The organism is Streptomyces sp. NPDC002643 (assembly GCF_053592555.1).
In genome coordinates this window covers 268159-292647 of sequence record NZ_JBSFVY010000007.1, presented here as the reverse complement: position 1 = coordinate 292647, position 24489 = coordinate 268159, and the positions used below count along the sequence as shown (strand labels likewise).

Genomic DNA, 24489 nt, shown 5'->3' with positions numbered 1-24489 from the left:
GGGCGCGAGCAACCACGAACCACCCGCAGTCGCGAACGCACCGGAACCCCCGAGCCACTAGGCGCCCCGGTCAGCCCTTGATCGCACCCGTCAGCATCCCCTTCTTGAAATGCTTCTGGACGAAGGGGGAGAGGACGGCGACCGGCAGCAGGGCCATGACCATGACCGCCATCTGGATGGCCAGCGGGGAGAGTTGGCCGGTGTTGATCTGGGCGGAGAGGCCCACCGGTCGTTCCTGTTTCTGGACCAGCTGGATCATGACGTTCTGCAGCGGCATCATGTCCTGGTCGGTCAGATAGATGGACGCGTTGAACCAGGCGCTCCAGTAACCGACCGCGTAGAAGAGGGCGATGACCGCGAGGACCGCCCTCGACAGGGGCATCACGATCTTCCACAGGATGCGCCAGTCGCCGGCGCCGTCGATACGGGCGCTGTCGATCAGTTCCGGTGAGATGCCCATGAAGAACGAGCGCAGGACCAGGATGTTGAAGACGCTGACGGCGCTGGGGAGGATCAGCGCCAGGTAGGTGTCCATGAGGCCGAGGGCCTGGACCAGCAGGTAGGTCGGGATGAGGCCGGCGCCGAAGAACATCGTGGCGAGCAGGGTCATCAGAATCCATCGGTGGCCGAGTGAGCCGGTACGGGAGAGGCCGTAGGCGCACAGGACCGAGACGGTCATGCTGAACAGGGTGCCGACGAGGGTGACTCCGACGCTGACCAGGGCCGCCCTCTGCACCTGGCCGCCGCTGAGGAGTTCCTGGTAGGCGATGAAGGTGATGCCCTTGGGGACGACGACCAGGCCGCCCGCCTCGTCGATGGTCTTCTTCGTCTGGAGGCTGGTGACGATGACGATCCACAGGGGGAAGAGGATCGCGAAGCAGGCGAAGCCCAGGGCGATGCCCTTGCCCGCGAGTCCGGCCTTGGCGGGTTCCTCCTCCCAGACCGGGCGGGGCGGCGCGGCCCAGCGGCTCGGCTTCGCCGCCGTAGGACGTTCGCCGGTCGGCTCGGCCGCCTCGGCCGACTTGTCCGCCTCATCGACGAGTGCGCTCATTTCTTGTACACCCCCTGCTCGCCCATGAGATGGGCGACCTTGTTGGCGGTCAGGACCAGTGCGAGGCCGACCACGCCCTTGATGAGTCCGGCTGCGGCGGCGTAGCTGAAGTCCTGGTTGCGGATGCCGTTCCACCACACATAGGTGTCGAGGACGTCGGAGGCGTCGACGCCCACCGCCTGCCGTTGGAGGAGCAGTTGTTCGAAGCCGACGGTGAGGGCGTCACCGACGCGCAGCACCAGCAGCAGGGCGATCACCGGGCGCAGGGCGGGCAGGGTGATGTGCCACATGCGCCGCCAGCGTCCGGCGCCGTCCATCGCGGCGGCCTCGTACAGGTCGTGGGAGACGGAGGAGAGGGCGGCGAGGAAGACGATGATGCCCCAGCCGGCGTCCTTCCAGATCATCTCGACCGTGACGAGGTACTTGAAGATCTCCGGGTTGGTCATCAGGTCGATGCCGTCGTAGCCGTGCTGGCGGAGGGTCTGCGCGATGACGCCGGCCCCGCCGAAGATCTGCATGAAGACGGTGACGACGAGGACCCAGGAGAAGAAGTGCGGGAGGTACATGATCGCCTGGGCGACCGCCCGGACCCGGGGCCTGATGATGCTGTTGATGAGCAGCGCGAGCAGGATCGGGACGGGGAAGAACAGCACGAGTTGGAGGAAGAACAGCACGAATGTGTTCTGCACCGCGTGCCAGAAGGCCGAGTCCGCGAAGATCCTCTCGAACTGTTCGAAGCCGACCCAGGGGCTCTGGAAGATGGCGACGAAGCCGTTCTCGCTGAGGTAGGGGTCGTAGTCCTGGAAGGCGACCACATTGCCGAGGATCGGTATGTAGTTGAAGACCAGGATCAGCAGGACCGCCGGCAGCGTCATCAGGATCAGGGTGCGGTCGCGCCGGAGTCTGAGACGGAGGCTCAGCTTGCCCGCGCGTTTGTCCGCCCGAGCCCGCGGCCCGGTGGCGTCGCCGGACGCCTCCGGGTTCTTCTCGGTCCCGGGGGTGTTCGCCTCGGCCCTGGACCGGGGCACCGTGCTGTGGGACACGGCCTTCTCCTTGCCTCGGCCCCGGATCAGTTCGCCGAACCGGTGTCGTCGAGCAGCTTCTTGTACCAGTCGCGCAGCCCGTCGCCGCCCTTGCTCTTCCAGTCGGACACCGCCTGCTGCATGTCGCTGATCTTCTTGCGGCCGCGCACGACGTCGTCCTCCAACTGCTCGAAGTTGTCGGCGAGGTTGGCCCAGCGGTTCGGTTCGGTGACGGTCAGCCCGAAGAAGGAGCTCTTCTTGGTGAAGGCGCCCATCCGCTGCATCCACTCGACCATGCCCTTGGTGACGTCGGGGAAGTCGGGGTAGGCGGTGTACGGGGCGGGGTTGCCGGTGTAGTCGTAGGCGCCGTTGACCTCGTTGACGCCCTGGGTGGTCTTGACCGGCAGGCCCTTCTTCATGTCGTAGTCCGTGCCCTCGACGCCGTAGGCGGTGAGCATGAACTCCTTGGTGCCGTAGGGCGCGGCGCAGTAGTTGCAGAGGGCGAGGAAGTCCTTGATCTGCTGCTCGTTCGCCTTCTTGCTGATGAAGGTGAAGATGTTGGCGGGCTGGACCGCCCACAGGGTGGGGTCGCCGCCGTCGGGGCCGAAGATGTCGAACGCGGCCATGTCGAAGTCGGAGTTCTGGGTGGCCTGTTCGGAGACCGAGCCCCACCATGCGGAGATGTTCCCGTTGAAGACCAGGGACTGTCCGGCGGTGAACCGGTTCCTGGCGTCGCCGCCGGCCTTGCCGGAGACCGCGTCCGGGTGGACCACGCCGGCCGCGTACAGCTTGCGCGTCCATTCGAGGGCTTCGAGGTACTCCTCGGTCTCGACGCGGTTGATCATCTTGCCGTCGACGAGGTTCCACCAGAGCGCCTTGTCGCTGGCCCCGAGGACGCCGAAGAAGTTCCAGGCCGACCACTTCATGTCGTCGCAGGCCCACACCCTGGACTTGGCGTCGGTGGCCTCCTTCGCCCAGGACAGGAACTCGTCGGGGCTGGTCGGGACGGAGTAGCCCTTCTCCTCGAAGGTGTCCCTGCGGTACATGGGCGCGATGTCCGTGACATACGGGGCGGGCATCGGGACCGCGCGCAGCTGGCCGCCGAAGATGCCGCGCTGCCAGGCGTCGCTGGGGACGGCCGCGAGGTTCGGGTACTCCTTGACCTTGTCGCCGGAGAGGTAGGGGCCGAGGTCGGCGAACTTGGCGTTGATGGCGCTGGGTATCTTGCCCATCAGGTTCCAGCCGGGTACGACCACCACGTCGGGGATGTCGCTGGAGGCGAGGACCGCGCCGAGCTTCTGGTCGTAGGTGACGCCGTCCTGGTTCTGCCAGGTCACCTGGACACCCGTGGCCTCGTTCATGGCCGTGTAGTACGGGTTGTCGCCCTTGGGCGGCGTCCCCCAGAAGGGGGACATGACCGTCAGCTTGCCGCCGCTGCCGAGCTTCTTCGGGACCGAGGTCTTCAGGTCCGCCGTGGGGATCGCCTGGGTGAAGCCGGCCGGGGCGCCGTTCTTCGCCGGGAGGTCGGGCGCCACGACCGTCGACGCGACGAACGTCGGGAGGATCTTCGCCGCGTCCTTCCCCGACGTCGTGCCCTCCTTACGTCCCTCCTGCGAGCCGCCGCAGGCGGACAGCAGCGGCACACCACCCGCGACCACGGCGGCGGCGACCGCCGTGGAGGCGAGGAAACTTCTCCGGCTGGGCGCGGCGGAGGCGGGGGAGTTCGGCGTCATTGCGTCAACCCTTCATGGCGCACACCAGGACACCCGGCGGTGGCCGTCGGCTGCGGTGTCTTGAGTGGGACTGGCTGTGCAGAAGCGATGGAACTGATGGAGCTGGAGGAGCTGATGGAACCGAAGGAACTGATGAACATCGGAGGGATGTGAGCACGCAAAGCGTTCCCTCCGCTGTCGAAGCGCTTCGATGTTGCTGCGAGGTTAAGTGAACGACCGGGGGTACACAAGGGTCGATTCCAAGATTCCTCGGAGGTATCGGGGACCGTGACGACCGCCTCCGACCCCTGTAGTTGCGGTCAATATGACGGTGAGGAAACGGATTCGTTGCACCTTGGTCTCTTGACACCCACCCCCGGGTCGAATCAGCATCGAAGCGCTTCGAAAGCGCCCCGCCGCTCCACCGCAAAGGGATCACCACGTGACCGCACAGACGCCGCCCACGCCGCCTTTCCGCGATCCGCAGCTGCCGCTCGCGAAGCGCATCGACGATCTGCTGCAGCGGCTCACCCCGGATGAGAAGGTCGCCTTCCTGCACCAGTTCGCGCCCGCCGTCGAACGGCTCGGCGTCGCCGCCTTCCGCACCGGCCAGGAGGCCCTGCACGGTGTGGCCTGGATGGGCCCGGCGACGGTGTTCCCGCAGGCCGTGGGTCTGGGTGCGACCTGGAACGAGGACCTGGTCCGCCGGGTCGGCGAGGCGGTCTCCACCGAGGTCCGCGCGATGCGCGCCCGCGACGACCGCGTCGGCCTCAACGTCTGGTCCCCCACGGTCAACCTGCTGCGCCACCCCCTGTGGGGCCGTAACGAGGAGGGCTACTCCGAGGACCCCCGGCTGACCTCGGCGATCGCGACCGCGTACACCCGCGGCCTGCGCGGCGACCATCCCACGTACTGGCGCACGGCCCCCGTCCTCAAGCACTGGCTGGCGCACAACAACGAGACGGGCCGCGACATCTCGTCCTCCTCCGTCCGCCCCCGCGTCCTGCACGAGTACGATCTGCGCGCCTTCCGCGAGACGGTCGAGGCGGGCGCGGTGGCCGGGGTGATGCCCGCGTACAACCTGGTCAACGGCCGCCCCAACCACGTCTCGCCCTACCTGGCCCAGCACCTGCGCACCTGGACGTCCGAAGACCTCCTCGTCTGCTCGGACGCGGGCGCGCCGTCGAACCTGGTCGACTCCGAGCACTACTTCGACACCCACGAGGAGGCGACCGCCGCCTCGCTCAGGGCCGGCGTCGACAGCTTCACCGACCACGGCACCGACAGCGCGACGATGATCGGACGAATCCGGGGCGCCCTGGACCAGGGCCTGCTGACCGAGGACGACATCGACACGGCGGTCCGCCGCCAGCTCTCGGTCCGCTTCCGTCTCGGCGAGTTCGACCCCCGGGCCGACCCGTACGCCGCTGCCTCGGACTTCGACACCCCGGTCCACCGCGCCCTCGCACAGGAGGCCGCCGAGCAGGCGATCGTGCTGCTGAAGAACGAGGGCGGCGTGCTGCCGCTGGCCTCCGACACTCGTATCGCGGTGGTCGGCCTCCTCGCCGACGAGTGCAAACTCGACTGGTACAGCGGCACCCTCATCCACCGCTCCACCCCGCTGGAGGGCCTGTACGACCGCTTCGGCGCCGACCGTGTGACCTTCGCGGAGGGCGTGGACCGCGTACGGCTGCGCACGTCGAGCGGGGCGTATCTGTCCGTACCGGAGGCGGCCGACGCCGACGGCGAGGTACGCGGGGCGGAGGGCGCCCTCGACCCGGCGCTGCTCGCGGGCCGTACGGACCTGCCGGCGCTGACGACGGACGCGACGGGCACGGAGTTCGCGCTGATCGACTGGGGCGCGGGGGCGCTCAGCGGGGGCGCGCGGAGCGCGGGCCCCGAGGGTGAAGTGGGCGAGGCGACCCCTGCCGGGGCGCTCGGCGGCGTGCTCACGCTCCGCGCGCCGGACGGCCGTTACCTCTCGGTCGCCGAGGACGGATATCTGCGTGCCTCCGCCGATCAGCCGGGCGGCTGGGCGGTCCAGGAGACATTCCTCCTCGAACCCCATGGAAACGGTCACCTCCTCAAGCACACGGGGACAGGCCGGTATGTCACTGTCGCCGCCGACGGTGTGAAGGTTGCCGACGCCAATCCGGAAATCTTCGATCTCATCGTGGGCGAACGGGGTGAGGAATCGGTCACACGGGTCGCCGCCGAGGCGGACGTCGTCCTCGTGGTCGCGGGCAACGACCCGCACATCAACGGCCGCGAGACCGAGGACCGCACCGGCCTCGCCCTCCCCGCCCACCAGGAGCGCCTGTTGCGCGCGGCCCGCGCCGCCAACCCGAACACCGTTCTGGTGCTGGTCTCGGCCTATCCGTACGCCGTCGACCACGGCGGTCTCCCCGCCGCCCTGTGGACCGCGCACGGCGGCCAGGCCGCGGGCACCGCGCTGGCCCGTGTCCTCGCCGGTGACGTCTCCCCCGCCGGACGCCTCCCGCAGACCTGGTACGCCTCCGACGCGGACCTCCCGGACCTCCTCGACTACGACGTGATCGGCGCCCGCCAGACGTATCTCTACTTCGAGGGCGAGCCCCTGTTCCCGTTCGGCCACGGCCTGTCGTACGCGGAGTTCGCGTACGAAAACCTCGACACACGAGTGGGTGAGGGCGAACTGGCGGTGTCGTTCACGGTCACCAACACGGGCGGGGTGCCGGCGGACGAGGTGGCCCAGCTGTACGTCAGGGCCGTGGACCCCTCGGTCCTCCGCCCCCGCCGTGAACTCCTCGGCCACCGCCGGATCACCCTGGCCCCGGGCGCGGCGACCGAACTGACCTTCCAACTGCCGCTCTCCGCCCTGGAGTTCTGGGACGTGGCACACGGCGGATGGCATCTGGAGCGCGGCGCGTACGAACTGCTGGCCGGAGCATCGAGTGAGGACATCCGTCTCCGTACGACGGTGGAGATCGCCGGCGCCCCGATCGCCCCGCGCCCGGTTCTCGACCTCGGCCTCGGCGCGGCGGACTTCGACGAACAGCGCGGCACGGAGATCGTGGACCGCACGAAGGTGTCGGGGGACGCGGTGACGCCGCTGGGTGGCGGATCGGGTGAACTGCTGTTCCTCAACTGCGACTTCGGCCCGGGGGTCAGCGAGGTCGAGATGGAGGTGTCCGGCGCGGGCAGCGTGGAGTTCTCCCTGCTCGGCGGCCCGGTCCTGGCGACGTTGACGCTCGACTCCCCCACGCGGGACCCGTACTCCTACACCACCCTCCGCACCGGCGTCGAGGCCGCCGGAGTGCACGACGTCCATCTCAAGCTGCGCGGCCCGCTCCGGCTCGCGCGCGTCGGCTTCTCCGGTTGAGGGTCCGGAACCAGGCCGACACAACAGAAGGGGCCCGGCACCGGAAGGCATCGGTGCCGGGCCCCTTCATCCCGGGATCTGCCCCGAGATTACCTGAAAATGATTGTCACAAGCTAGAGCCTGCGAGGAAAAGTCGCGCCGTCCTCACAGCTCCAGCCCGGTGAGGACCATGACCCGCTCGTACGTGTAGTCGTCCATCGCGAAGCGGACGCCTTCCCGCCCGACCCCCGACTGCTTGGTGCCGCCGTAGGGCATCTGGTCGGCCCGATAGGACGGAACGTCACCGATGACGACGCCGCCGACCTCCAGCGCGCGATGGGCGCGGAAGGCGGTCTGGAGGTCGTGGGTGAACACACCCGCCTGGAGCCCGTACTTGGACTCGTTGACGGCGGCGAAGGCAGCGTCTTCCCCATCAGCCTTCTGCACGGTGAGGACGGGCCCGAAGACCTCCTCGCAGGAGAGGGTGACGTCGGCCGGTACGTCGGTGAGGACGGTCGGCGCGTAGGAGGCGCCGTCGCGGTCGCCGCCGGTGAGCAGGGTCGCCCCCGCCTCGACGGCCTCCTTCACCCACGACTCGACGCGCTGGGCGGCGTCCTCGCTCACGAGCGGCCCGACATCGGTCTTGTCGTCGCTCGGGTCACCGGTGACCTGGGCCTCGACGGCGGCGACGATACGGGGCAGCAGCCGGTCGTACACGGACGCGTCCGCGATCACCCGCTGCACGGAGATGCAGGACTGGCCGCCCTGGTAGTTGGAGAAGGTGGCGATACGGGAGGCGGCCCAGTCGAGATCGGCGTCGGAGGCGAAGTCTCCCAGCACGACGGCCGCACCGTTCCCCCCCAGCTCCAGGGTGCAGTGCTTGCGCGGCACCGAGTCCATGATCGCGTAGCCGACCTTCTCGGAGCCGGTGAAGGAGATGACCGGCAGCCGGGGGTCCTGGACGAGGGCGGGCATCCGGTCGTTGGCGACGGGGAGGATGCTCCAGGCACCGGCGGGGAGCGGGGTACCGGTGGCGGTGTCGGCCTCCTGGAGCAGCTCGCCGATGATCAGTCCGGCGAGCGGGGTGGCCGGGGCGGGCTTGAGGATGATCGGCACGCCGGCCGCGATGGCCGGGGCGATCTTGTGGGCGCAGAGGTTGAGGGGGAAGTTGAAGGGGGCGATACCGAGGACGACGCCCTTGGGGAACCGGCGTGTGAAGGCCAGCCGTCCCCGACCGCCGAGGTCGGTGTCGAGCCGCTGCGCCTCGCCGCCGTTGAACCGCCGGGCCTCCTCGGCGGCGAACCGGAACACCGAGACCGCGCGGCCGACCTCGCCCCGGGCCCACTTGATCGGCTTGCCGTTCTCGGCGGAGATCAGCCGGGCGATCTCCTCGGCCCGCTCGCCGAGACGCCTGCTGACGTGGTCCAGCGCGGCGGCCCGTACATGCGCCGGGGTCGCCGCGAACTCGTCCCGCACGGCGTACGCGGCGGCCACCGCCTCCTCGACCTGCGCGTCCGTCGGCACACTCACCCTGCCGACCAGCCGGCCGTCCCACGGCGAGGTGACATCGAACGTACCCTCACCGACCACCTGCCGACCGGCAAGCCAGAAGCCATACGCGACGCCCATGATCGTTCCCGGCCCTTCACTGATTGCTGCGTGTTCGTATCCGGGCACCACGGTAGGACCGACCGGACGAATGGTCGCTTGGCCGTCACGTATGAGTCGGGGTCGGGGGTGCGCCGGAATGGCGGGGGTGCGGGGCAGGTCGGCTTGGAGAGGTAGCGGTGCGCTGGCATTGCGGGATGGGGGCTGGGCCCGGACTGGCGAGCTGGGGACGGGGCTTCGCCCCTGAAAGGGGCGCGGGGCTGTACTCATATGCGGCTCCGCCGCGTGGGCGCGACCAGCCACGACGGACGGGTCGACGCCCCACCCGCCCAAGCCACCCGTTCACCCCTGGCGGGGGCCTGGGGCCGGCAGCCCCAGACACGGGGTCGAAGGGGCAGCGCCCCTGGTGACGGGACGGGTAGGGGCGGCGGGGCGAGCGAACCCCCTTCACTCCCCGGCGGAGCCACTCACCTTCAACGCCAACCACAACTCCATCCGCACATCCGGATCATCGAGCGACCGCCCCAGAATCTCCTCCACCCGCCGCATCCGATAACGCAACGTATGCCGATGAACCCCCAGCTCCGCAGCCGCCGCATCCCACTGCCCATGCCGCGACAACCACGCCCGCAACGAGTCGACAAGATCCCCACGCCCGGTGGCGTCATGCTCGCGCAGAGCCCGAAGCATCCCATCGGCAAAGGCCCGCACGGCGTCATCGGCAAGCAGCGGCAGCACAGACCCGGCAGCCACCTCCTCATGCTCAACCAGACACCGCCCCCGCCGCCGAGCCACGGACAACGCCTGCTCGGCCTGCTTGTACGCGGCGGCCACGGCGACGGGCCCGACAGGACCGGACAACCCGACGACGATTTCCTCCACGTCCCCGAAAGCGGAGGCGGAAGCGGAGGCAGCCGACCCCCCGGACTCCGACTCCCGTACCCGCGACATCTCCAAGGCCAGCGCGAACTCCCCACAAGCCGCCACCGCCGCACCCCCGTCCACGGCGAGCACGACAAGCCGCTCCCCCTCGGGCACGACCAGCACGGCCTCCCCCGCCCTCGCGGCGGCGGCCTCGACGACCTCGGCGAGCCGCCCGATCGGTTCCCCGCCCCCGGAGGCCCCCGCCGCACGACCCCCCGAAGCCGACCCCGAACCCGATACCGAACGCGAGCCCACACCCGCCCCCGACGCAGGCTCCGCCAGGATCAACCGGAACGGCGCGTCCAACAACCCCCCATACAGCTCCCCGGCAACGGCCCGCGCATGGTCCGGTTCCCCGGCGAGCAGCATGCGCAGCACCGCCACCCCGATCCGCTGCTCGGCGGCATGCAGGGACCGCGACCGCTCGGTGGTGAGGGTCAGCAGGGCGATCGCGGAGTGGACGGCGTACCGCTCGGCCGTGCCCAGGGCGGAGGCGGTCCCGACGGCGAGGGCGGCCCGCGCCCGGCGCCCGGTGCCGAGGGAGTGGAGTTCGACGCGGTCCTCACCGCCGACGACCGCGCTGGCCGGCGCGGCCCGGTCCCGCAGCCGTTCGACGTCGGCGAGCAGCCGCCCGGCCCGCCGCTCGGCCCAGTCGGGCGCGACGGCGACGACGGCACCGGAGGCGTCGTAGAGGGCGGCCCACCCGTCGACCTGCCCGGCGAGCGCGGCGAGGAGCCCCTCGGGGCCGTCGTTCAGCGCCTGCTTGGTGAGTTCGCGCTGCGCGGCGAAGCCGGCGGTGACCGCCCGGTACTGGTCGGCGGCGATGGCGGCCGAAACGGCCTTGCTGATGGCGATGAAGGGCGTACGCCGAGGTACTTCGAGCAGCGGCAGCCCGGCGTTCTCGGCGGCGTCGACGAGCGCGTCGGGGATCTCCTCGTAGTTCACCCCGACCGCGAAGCCGAGCCCCACCACCCCCGCGCCCACCAGCCGCCGTACATAGCGCCGCATCGCCTCCCGATCCTCCGCGTCCAGTTTCAACGCGGTGATCAGCAGCAGCTCGCCGCCCTCCATGTACGGCACCGGGTCGGCGAGTTCGCTCACATGCGCCCACCGCACCGGCACGTCCAGACGGTCCCCGCCCGCCCGCACGGTCAGTTTGAGCGCGGAGTGGTGGACGAGCGAGGCGAGCGTCGGGGTCATGAGGCCTACAGATCCAGATCTCCGTGATCGATCTTCGCGATCGACCGTCGCGGTCTTTGGCCGCCGTGTATCAACGACCTGCACCGATTCTGCCTCACCGTACGATCCGAAGAGGCCCGCCGAAGGCCCTGCTCAGCTCCCTGCCGACCGAAGCCGCCTCCCGGCCCTGTCCGGACTCAGCCCCGCAGATCCAGCAGCAGCGGAGGCGCGTGCTCCCCCCTCACATCGGTCAACGACAACACCGCATGCCCCGGCGGCACCCCATGCGCCAACTCGGACGCGGACCAACGCTCCCGCTCGACCTGCCGAACGGTGACGGCTTCCGTGGTCACCGCCTTGCCCGTGACCAGCTTGCGCAGCGCGTGGAGGGCGCGGGTCATGGGCTGGTCGGCGAAGACCGTGTGCTGGGCGACATCCTTGGTCTCGACCCACTCCGTACCCCAGGCGTCGGCGAACCGACTGCCGTCCCAGGTCGTCACCCCGGACAGGGCCATACGGCAGCCGACCGACGCGTACAGCGGCCCGTGCAGGGACTCCGGCACATCGGCGACCGTGCGCAACGAGAGCACGACGCCGGCGTTCTGCGAACGCAGCCGCTGGATACGCCGCAGCGACTCCGAGGTGACGGTGCCGGTGGCGTCGTCGAGGACCAGACAGGCGAAGTGGTCCCGCGAGCCGTCCCGTACGACACCGGTGAAGTGCGCCAGGACGAGCCTCGCGATCAGTCGGGAGGCCTCTTCGTGGCCGTGTTCGGGCAGGTCGATCCGGACCCTCAGGGGGTGGTGCGCGACGGCGCGCAGCGAGAACGGGCGGATCGTGTCGCCGCTCGCCCCGAAGAAGTCGGCGAAGGCCGGCCGGTCCAGCAGGGCGAGCCGGTCGGCGAGTACCGGGCCGGGATCGCCAGGGGTACCGGTCTGCCGAATCCGGGCTTCGAGCTCGCGCCGCATGGTGGTGTGGCGGTCGTCCGCCAGCCGCTCGCGCAGGGCGTCCAGGGTCGCCGGTACCCCTTCCAGCAGTTCCCGCAGCACGGGCAGCACGGGGAAGCGGCCGTACGCCGCCCGGTAGGGGCCGAGCAGCTGGACCAGGGCGGTCACCGCGCGCTGGGCACCGATGGTGTCGAGATCGCCGGCCAGTGCCTCGGCGAGGAACCAGGCCGCCTCGTCGGGATCGTCGGAGTCGGCGTACGGATCGAGGTCGTGCACCGAGGCGGGGTCGCCGATCCGCACGACGACGTCGTACGTGGAGTCCGTGCCGACCGGTGTGCCGGCGGCGCACACCACGACGACCGCGCAGCTGCCGGTGAGGGCCTGAAGGGCGAGGGATTCGACGACCGGGGCGGTGACATGCCGGGTCTTCCCGGCTCCGGACGGGCCGACGACCAGCATCGAGGTGCCCAGGGTCTCCGGCCCGAGGGCCGCGCCCACCCCGCCGTACGCGAGCGGAGTCCGCTCGGCCTCTGCCCACTGTCCGATGCGTACCTGCCGGGTGAGCAGGTCGTGGCGGGCGGTGCGGCCGGGCAGATCCCGGACGCCGGAGGGATGGATGAGCGCGGCCGCGCCGTGGCGCAGCACCGCGTCCGTGACGGCGGCCGTGTTTCCCCGGCTCCGGGCCCGGGTCCAGCCGTGCCGGATACGGGCACAGTCCACGTCGTTCATCCGCCCGGCGAGTACTTCGGCGGTGAGCAGGTCGGCGATCCGGTACTGCCCGGCGGCCCGCAGCTCGGGCCACTGGGAGGGCGGCTGCTCGATGGCCGGGGCGGCCCCCGCGACCGGGGTCCGGCGGGCGGCGAGTCGTTCCTTCCCATACGCCCGCCAGTCGCCGAGCCGGGCGAACGGCCACAGAACCAGCAGCGCCATAAGGGCGTACAGGCTGTACACGAACAGGGCCGAGGTGAACGGCTCCCAGCTCCCGTAGACCAGGACGATGAGCGAGAAGACGGACGTGACGACCGGCAGCTCGTCCCAGCCGACCCCGAACGCCCAGGGGAAGACGAGGCTCAGGGCGCCGAGCCCGCACAGGAGGGCGAGCAGCGCGCGGGCCGGCTGCGGTCGGCGGCCGACGAAGTGGCGCGCGACCTCGGGCCAGCTGCCCAGGCGGCCCATGCCGCAGGCGAGGACGGCGAAGAAGACGCCGTCGTAGACCACCCGGGCCTGGACACCCTGATTGGTCTTCGCGGAGGCGATGGTGCCGCCCCACCACCAGTCGTTCGGGGTGAGCAGCCGCAGCAGGGCGAACTGGTACGGAAAGGCGCCCTGCCGCCACAGTGACCACACCAGCAGTCCGACGACCAGCGGGACCAGCATGCCGATCACCGTGACGGGCGCGAGCCGCTCCGTCGGCCGGGCGGCCTTCGGCAGCCGGTATCCGAAGCGCCAGATGCCGGGCTTCGCGGTGGGCCGCTCCTCGTTCAGCCACGCGGCCACAGCGGAGGACGGCTGTGCGGCCTGCTGCCCGGGGGCGTGTGCAGGCACAGCGGAGGAGGGCTGTGCGGCCTGCTGCCCGGGGGCGTGCGCGGGCCGCGGCGGCATCCGCGGAGGCCCCGCAGGGGGCGGTACAGGATTCGCATGTGTCCCCCGCGCGTCCCGCGTCCCGTCGCTGTTCATCGCGCTTGCCCCCTGACCAGCCGTTCCGTCCACCATCAGCGAGCCAATCTAACGCCCCCGCAAGGGGAGTTCACCGTTTACGTGGCCGGGTGCCCGGTGCGGGGGCCGGTCGCCGGCCTCCGCACCCCCCGGTTCACCTCCGCCGACGCCTCGTCGACGCGCCATGTCCACCGAGGACAACCCGCGTCGTCAACAACGCCCACATGGAGCATGCCCACCATCCGTCCCCGGTCCTAGCCTGCGAGAAAAGAGAGAAGCGAACGCGAAACCCCAGGAGCCCCACATGACCGCACTTCCCCAGGAGCGCCGCGTCGTCACCGCCATCCCCGGCCCGAAGTCGCAGGAGTTGCAGGCCCGTCGTACCGCCGCGGTCGCGCAGGGCGTGGGCTCCGTGCTGCCGGTGTTCGCCGCGCGCGCGGGCGGCGGCATCATCGAGGACGTCGACGGCAACCGGCTGATCGACTTCGGTTCCGGTATCGCCGTGACCAGCGTCGGCGCCAGTGCCGAGGCCGTGGTCCGCCGGGCCGCCGCCCAGCTCCAGGACTTCACGCACACCTGTTTCATGGTGACGCCGTACGAGGGCTATGTGGCGGTCGCCGAGGCCCTCGCCGAGCTGACGCCGGGCGACCACGCCAAGAAGTCCGCGCTGTTCAACTCCGGCGCCGAGGCCGTCGAGAACGCCGTCAAGGTCGCCCGCGCGTACACCAAGCGGCAGGCCGTGGTCGTCTTCGACCACGGGTATCACGGGCGCACCAACCTCACGATGGCGCTCACCGCCAAGAACATGCCGTACAAGCACGGCTTCGGGCCCTTCGCGCCCGAGGTCTACCGCGTCCCGGTCGCCTACGGATACCGCTGGCCCACCGGGCCGGAGAACGCCGGGCCCGAGGCCGCCGCCCAGGCCGTCGACCAGATCACCAAGCAGGTAGGCCCCGAGAACGTCGCCGCGATCATCATCGAACCCGTCCTCGGCGAGGGCGGCTTCATCGAGCCCGCCAAGGGGTTCCTTCCGGCCATCCGGAAGTTCGCCTCCGACCACGGCATCGTCTTCGTCGCGGACGAGATCCAGTCCGGCTTCTGCCGTACCGGGCAGTGGTTCGCCTGTGAGGACGAGGGGATCGTCCCGGATCTGATCACCACCGCCAAGGGCATCGCCGGCGGTCTGCCGCTCGCCGCCGTCACCGGGCGCGCGGAGATCATGGACGCGGCGCACGCCGGTGGCCTCGGCGGTACGTATGGCGGCAACCCGGTCGCCTGCGCGGGCGCCCTCGGCTCCATCGAGACCATGAGGGAACTCGACCTCAACACCCGGGCGAAGCACATCGAGGCCACGATGAAGGCGCGGCTCACCGCCATGGCCGAGAAGTTCGCCCACCACGACCGATGCAGTATTGGTGATATCCGGGGACGCGGCGCCATGATCGCCATCGAGCTGGTCAAGGACCGTACGACGAAGGAGCCCGCCCCGGAGGCGACCGCCGCGCTGGCCAGGGCCTGCCATCAGGAGGGGCTGCTGGTCCTGACCTGTGGCACCTACGGCAATGTGCTGCGTTTCCTGCCGCCGCTCGTCATCGGCGACGACCTGCTCGATGAGGGCCTCGACATCATCGAGCAGGCGTTCGCCCGGATCTGAGTCGGAATGCGCCATTGGCTCGTTCCCTCATCTGCCCGCGCCGCATCCGGAATCCCTCATCCGCCTCTGACGTCCCCTACTTCCCGGAACCGGAACCCCTGCCGGATTCCGCTCCCGGTGGACGAGCGGCAGAGCGCGTGAAGAAGGTGTGCAAGGTGCATGACGGGTCGCGATTCCGTCTGTCGTCACCGCGTCCCCTGCCGTAGGTTCTGATGCAGATGAGAGATACACCCCGCCCACAGGGGACTGTGGGCGACGCCAAGTCGGGGCCTCCCCAGCTTCGCCTTGGTCGTGCCCTCGCGCACACACCCGGAGCTTCCGGCTCCGGATCTCCTCACCGATCGGATGGCCGCCCGCCCCAAACCCCCCGGGGCGTGCGGCACACCGATCCGGACGGCCGCTCCGGAGCAACCCCCCCTGCTCCGGGGCGGCCGACCATTTTCCCGGGCTTCCCGGACTCCCCGGCTTTCCCGGGCTCCCCGCTCCTCTTCCTCCTCCTCGCCCTCCCGGCACTGCTGTTCGGGGTGATCACCTGGCAGGTCGTCGCCCACGGTCCACTGGCCCGCGTCGACGAACACCTCAGCGACGTACTGGTCCGCCGGGGCGCCCCCACCCAGTTCCTCGCCGACCTCGGCAACATCACCGTCGCCGTCCCGGTCCTGGCGGTCGTCCTCGTGTACGCGGGATGGCGCGCTCGTGCCACCGGTAGGGACCACTGGTGGCGGGCTCCCGCGGTCGTCGCCCTCCTCATGGCCGCCGTACCGCTCTGGGTCGTCCCGCTGAAGGAGCTCATCGCCCGCTCGGGCCCGCCGATCATGGGGCCGGGCACGGGTTTCTACCCCTCGGGTCATACGGCGACCGCCTCGATCGCGTACGGCGGTGCCGTCCTGCTTCTGCTGCCGTGGCTGCGCGGCGTCCTCGTACGCCGCGCCCTTGTCGTCGCCGCCGTCGTCGTCAACATCGGGGTCGGTTTCGGCCTCGTGCGCCAGGGCTACCACTGGCCCCTGGACGTCGTGGCGAGTTGGTGCGTGTGCGCGATGGCGCTGTTCTCGCTGTGGTGGTGGCCGGCTCGTCGTTCCGGATGACGTCCGCGTCGGCCGCACGGGCGGCCGACGAGAGCGCGGCACGGCCGGGGGACGGCCGTCGTCACGACTTACCGCAGCCGAGGGACCCGCCGGCGGTCCTCGGCCCCGGCGCTAGCTTTCCTCGTCCGTCGCCAGGGAGGCCGCCGCCTCGTGCATCGCCAGTTCGAGCAGCGCGGGGTCGTTGAGGGTGCCGGTGCCGTCCGGGGGCACCAGCCAGCGGACTCCGCCGGTCTGCCGGCCGGGGTACGGCACCACGATCCAGGTGCCGTGCCCGGCGCTGCGCACCCCGGTGCCGAGCCAGCGGGACGCGGTGCCCGGGGGCACGAAGAACCCCATGCGGTCGTCGCCGAAGTCGACGAGCACGGGCCCCGGCTGGTCGATGATGCGGGTCAGGACGTCGAGCGTGGGATAGCCCAGCTCACCCGGCAGGATCAGCACGTCCCACGCCTTGCCCGCCGGGAGCAGCGCGACCCCCAGGGGGTTGCGTTCCCACTCCCAGCGGCAGGCCTCGGGATCAGGTGATACGGATGCCAGCCAGTCGACCGCCGTCTTGGCCCCAGTCATGACAGGGACCTTCCTCTCTGTAGAGCTCCGATGGACGCGGTTTTCGCGTCAGGAGCACAGACAGGGGTTCGGGCCGAGCATTACGCGGTTTCTCTCCACTTCCTGGGGTGAATCGGATACGGGCGATCGAGCAGGGCGTACGCCCATCGCGGCACGGCGCACGCCCCTTGATCACGAATGCCTCACGCGCCTCGGTCACGCGCCCTCAGCTGTCGAAGCCCAGTCCCAGCCGGTCCATGGCCTTGAGCCACAGGTTGCGGCGCCCGGCATGGGAGTCGGCGCGGGCCAGGGACCACTTGGTGAGGGCGATACCGGTCCAGGCGAACGGCTCCGGCGGGAACGGCAGCGGCTTCTTGCGGACCATGGCCAACTCCGTGCGCTCGGTGCGTTCCCCGGCCAGCAGATCGAGCATGACCTCCGCGCCGAACCGGGTCGCGCCGACGCCGAGCCCCGTGTATCCGGCCGCGTACGCCACTTTGCCGTGGTGGGCGGTGCCGAAGAACGCCGAGAAGCGCGAGCAGGTGTCGATGGCGCCGCCCCAGGCGTGGGTGAAGCGGACGCCCTCCAGCTGCGGGAAGCAGGTGAAGAAGTGCCCGGCGAGCTTGGCGTAGGTCTCCGGCCGGTCGTCGTACTCGGCGCGGACGCGACCGCCGTACGGGTAGATCGCGTCGTAGCCGCCCCACAGGACGCGGTTGTCGGCGGAGAGCCGGAAGTAGTGGAACCGGTTGGCCGAATCCCCCAGGCCCTGGCGGCCCTTCCAGCCGAGGGACGCCAGTTGCCCGGCGGTCAGCGGCTCGGTCATCAGGGCGTAGTCGTAGACGGGGACGGTGTACGCGCGGACCCGTCTGACCAGGTTCGGGAAGATGTTCGTGCCCAGGGCCACCTGGCGGGCCCGGACTCGGCCGTACGGGGTACGGACGGCCATACCGGCGCCGTAGGTCTTCAGGGTGAGGGCGGGGGTGTGCTCGTAGACGCGGACACCTAGGTGTAGGCAGGCGCGTTTGAGGCCCCAGGCGAGTTTGGCGGGGTGGAGCATGGCGACGCCCCGGCGGTCGTGGAGGCCGGCCTCGAAGGTGGGGGAGGCGACCTGCTCGCGGACCGCGTCGGCGTCGAGGAACTCGATGCCGTCGGCGAGGCCCTCGCGTTCGATCCGCTCGTACCAGTCGCGCAGTTCCCATGCCTGGTAGGTCTCGGTGGCGACGTCGATCTCGCCGGTGCGTTCGAAGTCGCAGTCGAGGTCGTGGCGGGCGACGGCCGCCTCGATCGCGTCGAGGTTGCGGGCGCCCAGCTCCTGGAGTTTGTGGATCTCGTCGGGCCAGCGGGCGAGGCCGTTGGCCAGGCCGTGGGTGAGCGAGGCGGCGCAGAAGCCGCCGTTGCGGCCGGAGGCGGCCCAGCCCACCTCGCGGCCCTCCAGCAGGACGACATCCCGTCGTGGGTCGCGCTCCTTGGCGATCAGCGCGGTCCACAGTCCGCTGTATCCGCCGCCGACGACCAGCAGATCGCAGGTCTCGGTGCCGGTGAGCGCGGGTTCGGGGTGGGGCTTGCCGGGGTCTTCGAGCCAGTACGGGACCGGCCGCGCTTCGGAGAGGGATCGTGTCCAGTCGTTGCCACGGCTCATGGCGCTCGGGGCCATGATTTCAACTCCCCACAGAGTTATCGAGATACAGAGTTGTCGGGATCTACGCCTTCTGGCGCCTTCTTCTGTTTCCGACGGCCATTCCGGCCATCACGAACAGTACGGCGACGAGGAACATGGCCGTACCGATGACATTGATCTGCACGGGCGTACCGCGCTGTGCCGAACCCCAGACGAACATGGGGAACGTGACGGTGGAGCCCGCGTTGAAATTGGTGATGATGAAATCGTCGAAGGAGAGCGCGAAGGCGAGCAGCGCGCCCGCCGCGATTCCGGGGGCGGCGATGGGGAAGGTGACGCGGAGGAAGGTCTGGACGGGACCGGCGTACAGATCGCGCGCGGCCTCCTCCAGCCGGGGGTCCATCGACATCACGCGTGCCTTGACGGCGACGACGACGAAGCTGAGGCAGAACATGATGTGGGCGATCAGGATCGTCCAGAATCCCAACTGTGCACCCAGATTGAGGAAAAGGGTCAGCAGCGAGGCGGCCATCACGACCTCGGGCATCGCCATCGGCAGGAAGATCAGCGAGTTGACGGCACCGCGCGCGCGGAAGCGGTAGCGCACCAGCGCGAAGGCGATCATCGTGCCGAGCACGGTCGCGCCGAGCGTCGCCCAGGCCGCGAGTTGCAGGCTGAGCGTCAGCGAACCGCACAGATCGGCGACCCCGCACGGATCGGCCCAGGCGTCCGTGGAGAACTTCTGCCACTCGTAGTTGAAGCGCCCCTTCGGCTGGTTGAAGGAGAAGACGGTGACGACGACATTCGGGAGCAGCAGATATCCGAGTGTCAACAGCCCGGCGATGACGACGAGATGGCGTCGCAGCCATTTCAGAAAGGCCATTTAGACCAGATCCTCCGTCCCGGACCGGCGAATGTAGACCGTGACCATGAGGAGGATCACGGCCATGAGGATGAAGGAGAGCGCCGCCGCCGTCGGATAGTCGAGAATCCTCAGGAACTGGCTCTGGATGACGTTTCCGATCATCTGGGTGTTGGTGGAGCCGAGGAGTTCGGCGTTCACGTAGTCGCCGCTCGCCGGGATGAACGTCAGCAGGGTGCCGGAGACGACACCGGGCAGCGACAGCGGGAACGTGACCTTGCGGAACGTGGTGAACGGCGTCGCGTAGAGGTCCCCGGCGGCCTCGTGCAGCCGTCCGTCGATGCGTTCGAGCGAGGTGTAGAGCGGCAGAATCATGAACGGCAGGAAGTTGTACGTGAGGCCGCAGACCACCGCGAGCGGGGTGGCCAGCACACGGTCACCGGCGGTGAGTCCGAGCCAGGCGGTGACATCCAGGACGTGCAGGGCGTCGAGGGCGCCGACGACCGGGCCGCCGTCCGACAGGATCGTCTTCCAGGCGAGCGTACGGATCAGGAAGCTGGTGAAGAACGGCGCGATCACCAGGATCAGGATCAGATTGCGCAGGCGCCCGGCGCGGAACGCGATCAGATACGCCAGCGGATAGCCCAGCAGCAGACACAGGACCGTGGCCGAGCCCGCGTAGAGGACCGAGCGCAGGAACTGCGGGTAGTACTCGCCGAGCGCGTCCCAGTAGGTCGCGAAGTGCCAGGTGACCCGGTAGCCCTCCGCCAGGGAGCCCGTCTGCACGGACGTGGAGGCCTGGTAGATCATCGGCATCGCGAAGAACACCAGCAGCCAGACGAGACCGGGCGCCAGCAGCAGATACGGCGTCCAGCGGCCTCTCCTGCGCGGTGGTTTCCCGGTGGTGGGCGTCGGAGCGAGGGGCGGCGGCGCCTCGGCTTCGGTGAGCGCTGTCGCCATCAGACCGCCGCCCCTTCCTCTGCGCCGACGGAGCCCTCCGCACCGGCGTCGATGTCCTGAGCGGCGTCCAGGCCGAACGTGTGAGCGGGGTTCCAGTGCAGGACGACATCGGCGCCGGGGACGAGCCGGGCGTCGCGGTCGATGTTCTGCGCGTACACCTCGAACTCGGGGCAGACCGCGCTGTCGATCACGTACTGGGTGGAGACCCCGATGAAACTGGTCGCGGCGATCTTGCCGGTGACGCGGTTGCGGCCGGCCGGGATGCCCCCTGCGTCGTCGGCGTGGGTGAGGGTGATCTTCTCCGGGCGTATCCCGACGAGGACCTTGCCGCCGGTGCGGGTGGGCGCACCGCACCTCGCCCCCGGGAGGACGAGCTGATCGGCACCCGCCTTCAGCACGATCTCCTCGCCGCTCCTGGAGTCGACCTCGGCCTCTATGAGGTTGGACGTGCCGAGGAAGTTGGCGACGAAGGTGGTCCTCGGGTTCTCGTACAGGTCGGCCGGGGAGCCGAGTTGCTCGACGCGGCCGGCGTTCATCACGGCGACCGTGTCGGCCATGGTCATGGCCTCCTCCTGGTCGTGGGTGACATGGATGAACGTGATGCCGACCTCGGTCTGGATGCGCTTCAGCTCCAGCTGCATCTGGCGGCGCAGCTTGAGGTCGAGGGCGCCGAGGGGCTCGTCGAGGAGGAGCACCTTGGGGTGGTTGATGAGGGCGCGGGCCACGGCGACGCGCTGCTGCTGGCCACCGGAGAGCTGGTGCGGTTTCTTGCGTGCCTGCTCGCCGAGTTGGACCAGTTCCAGCATCTCCTCGACCTGCTTCTTCACGGACCTGATGCCGCGCCTGCGCAGTCCGAAGGCGACGTTCTCGAAGATGTCGAGGTGCGGGAAGAGGGCGTAGGACTGGAAGACGGTGTTCACCGGGCGCTTGTGGGGCGGCAGGCGCGTCACGTCCTGCTCCCCCAGCGACACGGTTCCGCAGGAAGGTTCCTCCAGCCCGGCGATCATCCGCAGCGTGGTCGTCTTCCCACACCCGGAGGCCCCGAGCAGAGCGAAGAAGGAACCTTCCGGCACGGTGAGGTCGAGGGGATGGACGGCGGTGAAGGAGCCGTAGCTCTTACCGATCCCGGAGAGGCGTACGTCCCCGCCACCGTTCCCTGTGGTCTTGATGCCGTTCCCTGTGGTCTTCTTGCTGGTCATCGTCCTCGTCACGCCCCTGTCAACTTCGCGAACTTCTCTTCGTACGCCGTCTCTTCCTTCTGGGTGAGGGAGCGGAAGGCGTGGGACTTGGCCGCCATGGCCGCGTCGGGGATGATCAGCGGGTTGTTCGCGGCCTCCGGGTCGATCTTGGCCAGCTCCGCCTTCACCCCGTCGACGGGGCACACGTAGTTGATGTACGCGGCGAGTTCGGCGGCCGGCTTCGGCTCGTAGTAGTAGTCGATGAGCCGTTCGGCGTTGGTCTTGTGCCGGGCCTTGTTGGGGATCAGCAGATTGTCGGACGAGGTCATATAGCCGCTGTCGGGGATGACGAAGTCGACGTCCGGGCTGTCGGCCTTGAGCTGGACGACGTCACCGGCCCAGGCGATACAGGCCGCGAGGTCGCCCTTGGTGAGGTCGGATGTGTAGTCGTTGCCGGTGAAGCGGCGGATCTGCCCCTGGTCGACGGCCTTCTGGAGGCGGGCGATCGCGGCGTCGTAGTCGTCGTCGCCGAACTTCGCGGGGTCCTTGCCCATGTCGAGCAGTGTCATCCCGATGCTGTCGCGCATCTCGGAGAGGAAGCCGATACGCCCCTTGAGCCTGGGGTTGTCGAGCATGTCGGAGACCGACCGGACCTCCTCGCCGTCGAGAGCCTTCCTGTTGAAGGCGATGACGGCCGATATCCCCTGCCAGGGATACGAGTAGGCGCGTCCGGGGTCCCAGTCGGGGCTGCGGAACTGCTGGGAGAGGTTCATGAAGGCGTGCGGCAGATTCGACGCGTCCAGTTTCTGGACCCACCCGAAGCGGATCAGCCGGGCCGCCAGCCAGTCGGTGACGCAGATCAGATCGCGTCCGGTGTCCTGTCCGGCGGCGAGCTGCGGCTTGATCTTGCCGAAGAACTCGACGTTGTCGTTGATGTCCTCGGTGTAGTCGACCTTGATTCCGGTACGCGCGGTGAACTGGTCGAGGCTCGGGTGGTGTTTGCCGCTGTCGTCGACGTCCATGTACTCGGTCCAGTTGGAGAAGTCGACCTCCTTCTCCTCGGCCGAGTGGTCCTCGGAGGAGATGCCCGAGGTGTTCTTGGCGGCGGGGATGCCGCAGGCGCTCAGCGCACCGAGCCCGGCGAGCGCGAACGCGCCGCCCGTGCCGGCGCGCAGCAGCGAACGGCGGCCGAGTACGGCCCTGCCGCCCGCGAGGCCGCGCCGCATGGCGGCCACCTGGGCCGGGGACAGGCGGTCGGGCTCGTACTGCTCCATGCGCGTGGTGCCTTTCGGGAGTGCCCTTTCGGGAGGTGCCCCGTCGGGTGGATGGCGGGGACCGGCGGTGGTCGGCCGACCGGTCCCTGAGCTGACAGACCCCGTACTGACCGGACTGACCGACCCGGGCCGACGGACGCATACCGTCCGCCCCGTGCCGACCGTCCCGTCCTGAGCGGGAGGGGGGCCGCCTCGGGTGGGCCCGTGACGATCCTGCCGGTCCTGACTACCGGTCGCCGAAGATCGTGCGGTGCCAGTCCTTCCGGGCGACCGCCGTATTGTCGAACATTACGTGCTTGATCTGGGTGTACTCCTCGAACGAGTACAAGGACATGTCCTTGCCGAAGCCGGATGCCCGGTATCCGCCGTGGGGCATCTCGCTGATGATCGGGATGTGGTCGTTGATCCACACACACCCGGCCCTGATCTCACGCGTCGCGCGGTTGGCCCGGTACACGTCCCGGGTCCACGCGGAGGCCGCGAGCCCGTACGGGATGTCGTTCGCCAGCCGGATGCCGTCGTCGTCGCTGTCGAAGGGCAGGACGACGAGTACGGGGCCGAAGATCTCCGCCTGGACGATCTCGCTGTCCTGGGGCGCGTCCGTGATGAGGGTCGGCCGGTAGTAGGCGCCGGAGGCCAACTCCCCCTGTGGTGCCGCTCCGCCGGTCACCACGCGCGCGTACGCGCGTGCCCGCTCCACGAACCCGGCGACCCGGTCGCGCTGGCCGTGCGAGATCAGCGGCCCCAGATCGGTGCCGGGCGCGAAGGGGTCACCCAGGCGAACCGTCTCCATGAGGGAGGCCGTTCCGGCGACGAACTCCTCGAAGAGAGGGCGCTGTACGTACGCGCGCGTGGCGGCCGTGCAGTCCTGGCCGGTGTTGATGAGGGCGCCCGCGACCGCGCCGTTGACGGCGGCTTCCAGATCGGCGTCGTCGAACACGACGAAGGGCGCCTTGCCGCCCAGTTCCAGATGGATGCGCTTGACGGTCGCCGTGGCGATCTCGGCGACCCGCTTTCCCACGGCCGTGGACCCGGTGAAGGAGGTCATCGCCACGTCCGGGTGCCCGACGAGGTGCTCCCCGGCCTCCTTGCCGACACCGGTGACGATGTTGACGACCCCGTCCGGAATCCCGGCGTCGGCGGCGGCCCGGGCGAAGAGCAGCGAGGTGAGCGGGGTCGGTTCGGCGGGCTTCAGGACGATCGTGTTGCCCGCGGCGATCGCCGGGAGGATCTTCCAGGCGGCCATCTGGAGCGGATAGTTCCAGGGCGCGATGGAACCGACGACACCGATGGGCTCCCGGCGGACGTAGGAGGTGTGGTCGCCGGAGTACTCGCCGGCCGACTGCCCCTGGAGATGACGGGCGGCACCGGCGAAGAACGCCGTGTTGTCGATCGTCCCCGGTACATCGAACTCCCGGGTGAGCTTGAGCGGCTTCCCGCACTGCAGGGACTCGGCCCGCGCGAACTCCTCCGCCCGCTCGGCGAGTACGGCGGCGAAGCGGTGCAGCGCGTCGGAGCGCTCGCCGGGCGTCGCGGCGGCCCAGCCCGGGAAGGCGGCGCGGGCGGCGGCCACGGCGGCGTCGACGTCGTCCGGCCCGGCTAGCTCGTACGTGTACACGCCCTCACCGGTGGCCGGGTCGAACACGGTGTGGGTGCGGCCGGACGTGCCCTTCGTCAGGCGTCCGGCGATGTACTGCGCGCCGTCCGCGAAGCGTTCCTGGACGGGGACGCTCCGGCCCCTCGCGAGGGCTTGGTCCTTGACGAGGGCCTGGTCCGGTGCGAGGGCCTGGTCCGGGGTGGCGGTGCCCGGGTTCTGCATGTCGCTCTCCTCCGCCGGGGCCCCAGGCCCCCGGTCGGGGACGCCGATGGGGGCGGG

General features: G+C 69.8%; 16 protein-coding genes. 3 read left to right on the top strand and 13 right to left on the bottom strand.

Annotated elements, in window-relative coordinates:
* Nucleotides 1-70: 70 nt before the first annotated feature.
* The 3 genes from ACWD4G_RS13690 to ACWD4G_RS13680 are packed head-to-tail and all read right to left on the bottom strand — an operon-like array spanning nucleotide 71 to nucleotide 3806.
* The gene (locus ACWD4G_RS13690) at nucleotides 71-1051 is read right to left on the bottom strand and encodes a carbohydrate ABC transporter permease (protein ID WP_451292863.1); all 981 of its coding nucleotides are present in this window, start codon (nucleotides 1049-1051) and stop codon (nucleotides 71-73) included.
* Nucleotides 1048-2094: an ABC transporter permease gene (locus tag ACWD4G_RS13685; RefSeq protein WP_451292862.1), complete on the bottom strand. Its 1047-nt coding sequence runs from the start codon at nucleotides 2092-2094 to the stop codon at nucleotides 1048-1050. Before ACWD4G_RS13685 ends, ACWD4G_RS13690 begins: the two co-directional genes overlap by 4 nt.
* Nucleotides 2095-2120: 26 nt before the next feature.
* Entirely contained in the window at nucleotides 2121-3806 is a 1686-nt protein-coding gene (locus ACWD4G_RS13680) for an extracellular solute-binding protein (protein WP_451292861.1), read from the bottom strand.
* A 421-nt stretch (nucleotides 3807-4227) separates the two neighbouring features.
* On the opposite strand from ACWD4G_RS13680, the gene ACWD4G_RS13675 reads away from it, so the two are divergent.
* Nucleotides 4228-7146: a glycoside hydrolase family 3 C-terminal domain-containing protein gene (locus tag ACWD4G_RS13675; RefSeq protein WP_451292860.1), complete on the top strand. Its 2919-nt coding sequence runs from the start codon at nucleotides 4228-4230 to the stop codon at nucleotides 7144-7146.
* Between the two features lie 144 nt (nucleotides 7147-7290).
* Here ACWD4G_RS13675 and ACWD4G_RS13670 read toward each other — a convergent pair whose 3' ends face one another.
* From ACWD4G_RS13670 to ACWD4G_RS13660, 3 genes are all read right to left on the bottom strand, one after another.
* On the bottom strand, nucleotides 7291-8754 hold the full coding sequence (locus ACWD4G_RS13670) for an aldehyde dehydrogenase family protein (RefSeq protein WP_451292859.1): 1464 nt from the start codon (nucleotides 8752-8754) through the stop codon (nucleotides 7291-7293).
* Nucleotides 8755-9180: 426 nt separating this feature from the next.
* Nucleotides 9181-10857 (bottom strand): PucR family transcriptional regulator, encoded by a 1677-nt coding sequence (locus ACWD4G_RS13665; RefSeq protein ID WP_451292858.1) that lies wholly within the window; start codon nucleotides 10855-10857, stop codon nucleotides 9181-9183.
* Between the two features lie 176 nt (nucleotides 10858-11033).
* The gene (locus ACWD4G_RS13660) at nucleotides 11034-13460 is read right to left on the bottom strand and encodes an ATP/GTP-binding protein (protein WP_451292857.1); all 2427 of its coding nucleotides are present in this window, start codon (nucleotides 13458-13460) and stop codon (nucleotides 11034-11036) included.
* Between the two features lie 283 nt (nucleotides 13461-13743).
* On the opposite strand from ACWD4G_RS13660, the gene gabT reads away from it, so the two are divergent.
* Both gabT and ACWD4G_RS13650 read left to right on the top strand, forming a co-directional pair.
* Nucleotides 13744-15093: a 4-aminobutyrate--2-oxoglutarate transaminase gene (gabT, locus tag ACWD4G_RS13655; RefSeq protein WP_451292856.1), complete on the top strand. Its 1350-nt coding sequence runs from the start codon at nucleotides 13744-13746 to the stop codon at nucleotides 15091-15093.
* A 374-nt stretch (nucleotides 15094-15467) separates the two neighbouring features.
* The gene (locus tag ACWD4G_RS13650) at nucleotides 15468-16178 is read left to right on the top strand and encodes a phosphatase PAP2 family protein (RefSeq protein ID WP_451292855.1); all 711 of its coding nucleotides are present in this window, start codon (nucleotides 15468-15470) and stop codon (nucleotides 16176-16178) included.
* Between the two features lie 111 nt (nucleotides 16179-16289).
* Here ACWD4G_RS13650 and ACWD4G_RS13645 read toward each other — a convergent pair whose 3' ends face one another.
* The 7 genes from ACWD4G_RS13645 to ACWD4G_RS13615 form a co-directional block, all read right to left on the bottom strand.
* The gene (locus tag ACWD4G_RS13645) at nucleotides 16290-16742 is read right to left on the bottom strand and encodes a hypothetical protein (protein WP_451292854.1); all 453 of its coding nucleotides are present in this window, start codon (nucleotides 16740-16742) and stop codon (nucleotides 16290-16292) included.
* 205 nt (nucleotides 16743-16947) lie between these two features.
* Complete coding sequence (locus tag ACWD4G_RS13640; RefSeq protein WP_451292853.1) at nucleotides 16948-18375, bottom strand: NAD(P)/FAD-dependent oxidoreductase; 1428 nt, start codon at nucleotides 18373-18375, stop codon at nucleotides 16948-16950.
* 46 nt (nucleotides 18376-18421) lie between these two features.
* On the bottom strand, nucleotides 18422-19222 hold the full coding sequence (locus ACWD4G_RS13635) for an ABC transporter permease (protein ID WP_451292852.1): 801 nt from the start codon (nucleotides 19220-19222) through the stop codon (nucleotides 18422-18424).
* Complete coding sequence (locus ACWD4G_RS13630) at nucleotides 19223-20161, bottom strand: ABC transporter permease (protein WP_451292851.1); 939 nt, start codon at nucleotides 20159-20161, stop codon at nucleotides 19223-19225.
* A complete protein-coding gene (locus tag ACWD4G_RS13625) occupies nucleotides 20161-21360 on the bottom strand; it encodes an ABC transporter ATP-binding protein (RefSeq protein ID WP_451292850.1) in 1200 nt (399 codons plus the stop codon). Before ACWD4G_RS13625 ends, ACWD4G_RS13630 begins: the two co-directional genes overlap by 1 nt.
* An 8-nt stretch (nucleotides 21361-21368) precedes the next feature.
* Nucleotides 21369-22613 (bottom strand): ABC transporter substrate-binding protein, encoded by a 1245-nt coding sequence (locus tag ACWD4G_RS13620; protein WP_451292849.1) that lies wholly within the window; start codon nucleotides 22611-22613, stop codon nucleotides 21369-21371.
* Between the two features lie 226 nt (nucleotides 22614-22839).
* Nucleotides 22840-24432 (bottom strand): gamma-aminobutyraldehyde dehydrogenase, encoded by a 1593-nt coding sequence (locus ACWD4G_RS13615; RefSeq protein ID WP_451292848.1) that lies wholly within the window; start codon nucleotides 24430-24432, stop codon nucleotides 22840-22842.
* Between the last annotated feature and the right edge of the window lie 57 nt (nucleotides 24433-24489).

Coding starts and splice junctions, on each gene's coding strand:
- ACWD4G_RS13690 (WP_451292863.1), bottom strand. CDS start 1,051: ATGAGCGCACTCGTCGATGAGGCGGACAAGTCGGCCGAGGCGGCCGAG.
- ACWD4G_RS13615 (WP_451292848.1), bottom strand. CDS start 24,432: ATGCAGAACCCGGGCACCGCCACCCCGGACCAGGCCCTCGCACCGGAC.
- ACWD4G_RS13620 (WP_451292849.1), bottom strand. CDS start 22,613: ATGGAGCAGTACGAGCCCGACCGCCTGTCCCCGGCCCAGGTGGCCGCC.
- ACWD4G_RS13665 (WP_451292858.1), bottom strand. CDS start 10,857: ATGACCCCGACGCTCGCCTCGCTCGTCCACCACTCCGCGCTCAAACTG.
- ACWD4G_RS13670 (WP_451292859.1), bottom strand. CDS start 8,754: ATGGGCGTCGCGTATGGCTTCTGGCTTGCCGGTCGGCAGGTGGTCGGT.
- gabT (WP_451292856.1), top strand. CDS start 13,744: ATGACCGCACTTCCCCAGGAGCGCCGCGTCGTCACCGCCATCCCCGGC.
- ACWD4G_RS13660 (WP_451292857.1), bottom strand. CDS start 13,460: ATGAACAGCGACGGGACGCGGGACGCGCGGGGGACACATGCGAATCCT.
- ACWD4G_RS13680 (WP_451292861.1), bottom strand. CDS start 3,806: ATGACGCCGAACTCCCCCGCCTCCGCCGCGCCCAGCCGGAGAAGTTTC.
- ACWD4G_RS13635 (WP_451292852.1), bottom strand. CDS start 19,222: ATGGCCTTTCTGAAATGGCTGCGACGCCATCTCGTCGTCATCGCCGGG.
- ACWD4G_RS13640 (WP_451292853.1), bottom strand. CDS start 18,375: ATGGCCCCGAGCGCCATGAGCCGTGGCAACGACTGGACACGATCCCTC.
- ACWD4G_RS13645 (WP_451292854.1), bottom strand. CDS start 16,742: ATGACTGGGGCCAAGACGGCGGTCGACTGGCTGGCATCCGTATCACCT.
- ACWD4G_RS13625 (WP_451292850.1), bottom strand. CDS start 21,360: ATGACCAGCAAGAAGACCACAGGGAACGGCATCAAGACCACAGGGAAC.
- ACWD4G_RS13630 (WP_451292851.1), bottom strand. CDS start 20,161: ATGGCGACAGCGCTCACCGAAGCCGAGGCGCCGCCGCCCCTCGCTCCG.